This is a genomic window from Paraburkholderia humisilvae, assembly GCF_902859855.1.
In the GTDB taxonomy this organism is placed as follows: Bacteria; Pseudomonadota; Gammaproteobacteria; order Burkholderiales; family Burkholderiaceae; genus Paraburkholderia; species Paraburkholderia humisilvae.
The window spans coordinates 1-2920 of the sequence record NZ_CADIKH010000238.1 but is presented as its reverse complement, the minus strand read 5'-3'; the positions used below and the strand labels follow the sequence as shown (position 1 = coordinate 2920).

The window sequence follows — 2920 nt, the reverse complement described above, 5'->3', positions numbered from 1 at the left end:
AAGACCTACATGATCTTGCATTGGCTGCCTCTTGTGCCGTCGGCCCGTGACGGTCCCCTTTTCTTCTATCGGCCGCCAATGCTCACGGGTGGGAGGCGTTCATTTCATTGATCTCGATGCCGGTCAGGATGATGCGAGCACACCGGAAATCCCTGAAACCCGGCATCGGCCTGACGATGCGTTTGATGGCACGGTGATCCTGCTCGACGATGTTGTTCAGATACTTGCTCTGGCGGACCTTGACCGGTTTCGAGCGCTCGGCGTTGAGCGCTTCGAGCGGGTCACCACGGCAGCCACGCCCGTGAGCGGGGCGACGATCGGTAACCTCCAGTACACGGGCTTTGCGGGCACCAGTCCGGGTGGTGAGCGTGGGGGCGACGGGCGCGGAGCGGCAGATCACCAACGTGGCGGCCGGGGCGATCAGCGCCTCGAGCACGGATGCGATCAACGGCAGCGAGCTGTACTCGGTGGCCAGTGGGCTGTCGAGCTCGATTGCGGACGCGAAGCCGCACTACGTAAGCATCAACGACGGTACCTGCGCTACAAGCTCAGCCTGCGCGATCTGGTCGAAATGATGGCCGAACGGGGTTTGTCGCTGGCTCACACGACGATTTTGCGCTGGGTCAGGTGTTATACGCCCGAGTTCGTCAAACGCTGGAACCGCTTTGCTACACCCGCGGGGCGCTCGTGGCGTGTCGACGAGACCACTTCTCCAGCGTCTGCTGGATGAACGGCCGGTAAGGCTCGATCATCGAGGCGCGCGGGGGCGGTCCGTGTCGAGGCAGCCCGGCATGCGCAAGCACACGCTGCACCGTCTCGCGATGCACGTGCAACTGCCTGGCGATGGTGCCGCAGCGCCACTTCCCGACGTGATACAGGCGCAGGATCTGCGCCTCCAGTTCAACTGCTATCGTCATTCAGAAGCTCCGTAGTCCGCCGATAAACACAACGAGGACCACGGCGACGCACAAAGCCGGTACGCACGAACAGCGGCAGCGGGCAGCCGCAACAGTGACAGCGCGATGTCGTCGGCGCCGCCGCCAGGCAGGCGTCGGTTGCAACCGCAACGGCGGCGTCGGTCGGGTCCGGCTGCAGTACATCATTCGCGGGGGACGCGGGTGAACGGTGATGCGTCACGAATTTGCATCTGACCCGGTGGCGTCGGGCTCGTGCCGCGTGTGCAAAGCGGCTGGAACGGCTTTGCTGATAGCGGTGACCCGCCGCGCGCGTGTTCTCGCGCCGGGCGGCCTGCGCACAGTCGGCGTCGCAATAGCGGTTGCCGCGATCGCAGCGGCGACAGATGAACACCTGCGCCCGGCAACGGGCGCACAGGAAGAGGCGGCCCGTGGCCTGCATCGGCGGTCCTTGTAGAACGCCGAAGAGGTTCCGGGAGAAATCGACGGGACGCGCAAGCGATGCGATACTGCAGCTTCATGCGTTCCGCCTGCCGGCCTTATGGCCCGCATCAGGGAATCCGTGGAGGCGTGGCACCGGGTTGAACTTGGCGGTTTGAGACCGGTGTCGCGCCTGTTGTTTCTTCGGCGAACCAGGTTTCTACCACGCTCCCGGCCGCACGCGTGATGGCGTGACGCTGCGCGCGTCTCCAGTCGCCCTGCGGGCTCCCTTCGACGCCCACAGCGTCAACTTCCTGCTCATCCCTATCAGGTCAAGGCAATACGGCGCCGCCTCTACTGACGCGTGCGAAACGCTGCTGTCAACCTGACGCCGCCAGATTTACGCGGTTTTAGACCGCCATCGACATGCGGTGGCCGGGATTGCCGATCTGACCGGCAATCTCTTGCACACCTTCGGGCGCTTCGGCGAATGCGGCACTCGCGCAGCTAATGAGCGCTACGAGCGCGATCACTTTCAGTCTCATTGTTCCTATCTCGCGTTACGCGTGCGCCGGGGCAGTTCGGGTGCGACTGGTGGTGCGAGGTTTGGCAGCCTTCGCGGCCGGCCGCTTGGGTGTCGGTGCTGTCTTCGCAGCCCGCGCTGTCTTCGCCTTGGGCGCGGCAGTGCGTTCCATCGATTCGCGCGCGGCGCGACCGAGAACTTCCTCCGACCACTGATTAATGCTCTCGCCAGCCGCCGAGGCGGCCACGCTGACCGCCGCGTGAATGCTCGGATCGATCCGCAGCATCAACTTGCCGGACGCGGGCTTGTCCGGTGCCACACCGCGTTCCTTGCAATCCGCGAGGTAATCGTCCACGGCTTCGATAAAAGCCGTGCGCAGCTCGGCGACGGCCTCGCCGTGAAAGCTGATGATTGAATTCACGCCGAGCACGCGCCCGACAAATATGTTGTCGCGCTCATCAAATTCGACTCGCGCCATATAACCGCTGTATTGCATGGTGTTCATGGCTTGACTCCTGCTCGTTCAAAAAACTCCCTGGCTTCTTCCACCTGATACCGCCGCGCTTCCTTGCCGGGGTGCGGTCGGTGACACCGCCACTCCTGACCGTCCAACAGGATCTTGACGCGCGATCCTTCGCGCTCGATCACGTCCCCGCCGAGCGACTTGACCAGCGCTTCGATGTCGGCAAACACTATGCTGCCAAGTGTGGGCTTCGCGAAGATCGCTGCGAGGGTGCGGGCGTGTTTTGTTTTCATAGGTCCATGATAGCAAAAACGCTATCTCCGTGCAATCATAAAGTGATATCAAAACGCGCAGCGCCCCGCCGTCCGAAGCGCTTCGTGTGACGCGCGACTAGGGTTCTGATAATCATATAGCCGGCCCCCTCCCGTTCGGGTCGAACGGCTGGCGTAGAGTCGAGGTGCGAACAGCGACGTGACGCACAGGAGGCCGTCGTGGAATACGACCGCGCGATTGGCGAAATCGCGCGCGACGACGAGCGCAGCAGGCGACTCATGCAACTGCGCGGCATCGGTCCGACCACCGCCAGCGCATTGCTCGCGA

5 protein-coding genes and 3 pseudogenes are annotated in these 2920 nt (G+C 63.4%); 3 read left to right on the top strand and 5 right to left on the bottom strand.

Going from position 1 to position 2920, the window contains the following annotated elements:
• Positions 1–82: 82 nt before the first annotated feature.
• Positions 83–277, bottom strand: a pseudogene (locus HV796_RS41400) (DDE-type integrase/transposase/recombinase); the annotation flags it as partial.
• Positions 278–359: 82 nt separating this feature from the next.
• On the opposite strand from HV796_RS41400, the gene HV796_RS45775 reads away from it, so the two are divergent.
• Both HV796_RS45775 and HV796_RS41390 read left to right on the top strand, forming a co-directional pair.
• Positions 360–575 carry a hypothetical protein gene (locus tag HV796_RS45775; RefSeq protein WP_343053093.1) on the top strand — a complete coding sequence of 72 codons (216 nt, stop codon included), beginning with the start codon at positions 360–362 and terminating at the stop codon, positions 573–575.
• Positions 527–706: pseudogene (locus HV796_RS41390) on the top strand (IS6 family transposase); the annotation flags it as partial. The gene HV796_RS45775 and the pseudogene HV796_RS41390, both read left to right, overlap by 49 nt.
• On the opposite strand, the gene HV796_RS41385 reads toward HV796_RS41390, so the two are convergent.
• The 4 genes from HV796_RS41385 to HV796_RS41375 all read right to left on the bottom strand — a co-directional run bounded on the left by HV796_RS41385 (position 669) and on the right by HV796_RS41375 (position 2613).
• Complete coding sequence (locus HV796_RS41385; RefSeq protein ID WP_246356370.1) at positions 669–917, bottom strand: helix-turn-helix domain-containing protein; 249 nt, start codon at positions 915–917, stop codon at positions 669–671. The pseudogene HV796_RS41390 and the gene HV796_RS41385 sit on opposite strands and share 38 nt — an antisense overlap.
• Positions 918–1744: 827 nt before the next feature.
• Positions 1745–1879: a hypothetical protein gene (locus tag HV796_RS45595; protein ID WP_281369996.1), complete on the bottom strand. Its 135-nt coding sequence runs from the start codon at positions 1877–1879 to the stop codon at positions 1745–1747.
• Positions 1880–1894: 15 nt separating this feature from the next.
• Entirely contained in the window at positions 1895–2362 is a 468-nt protein-coding gene (locus HV796_RS41380) for a type II toxin-antitoxin system HicB family antitoxin (RefSeq protein ID WP_175233435.1), read from the bottom strand.
• The gene (locus tag HV796_RS41375) at positions 2359–2613 is read right to left on the bottom strand and encodes a type II toxin-antitoxin system HicA family toxin (RefSeq protein WP_175233434.1); all 255 of its coding nucleotides are present in this window, start codon (positions 2611–2613) and stop codon (positions 2359–2361) included. The genes HV796_RS41380 and HV796_RS41375 overlap by 4 nt, the downstream gene beginning before the upstream one ends.
• A gap of 198 nt (positions 2614–2811) precedes the next feature.
• Between HV796_RS41375 and HV796_RS41370 the strand changes: the two are divergent.
• A pseudogene (locus tag HV796_RS41370) lies at positions 2812–2920 on the top strand (IS110 family transposase); the annotation flags it as partial.

Excerpts from the sequence above, each read along its gene's own strand:
- HV796_RS41385 (WP_246356370.1), bottom strand. The coding sequence starts at position 917 with ATGACGATAGCAGTTGAACTGGAGGCGCAGATCCTGCGCCTGTATCAC.
- HV796_RS45595 (WP_281369996.1), bottom strand. The coding sequence starts at position 1,879 with ATGAGACTGAAAGTGATCGCGCTCGTAGCGCTCATTAGCTGCGCGAGT.
- HV796_RS41380 (WP_175233435.1), bottom strand. The coding sequence starts at position 2,362 with ATGAACACCATGCAATACAGCGGTTATATGGCGCGAGTCGAATTTGAT.
- HV796_RS41375 (WP_175233434.1), bottom strand. The coding sequence starts at position 2,613 with ATGAAAACAAAACACGCCCGCACCCTCGCAGCGATCTTCGCGAAGCCC.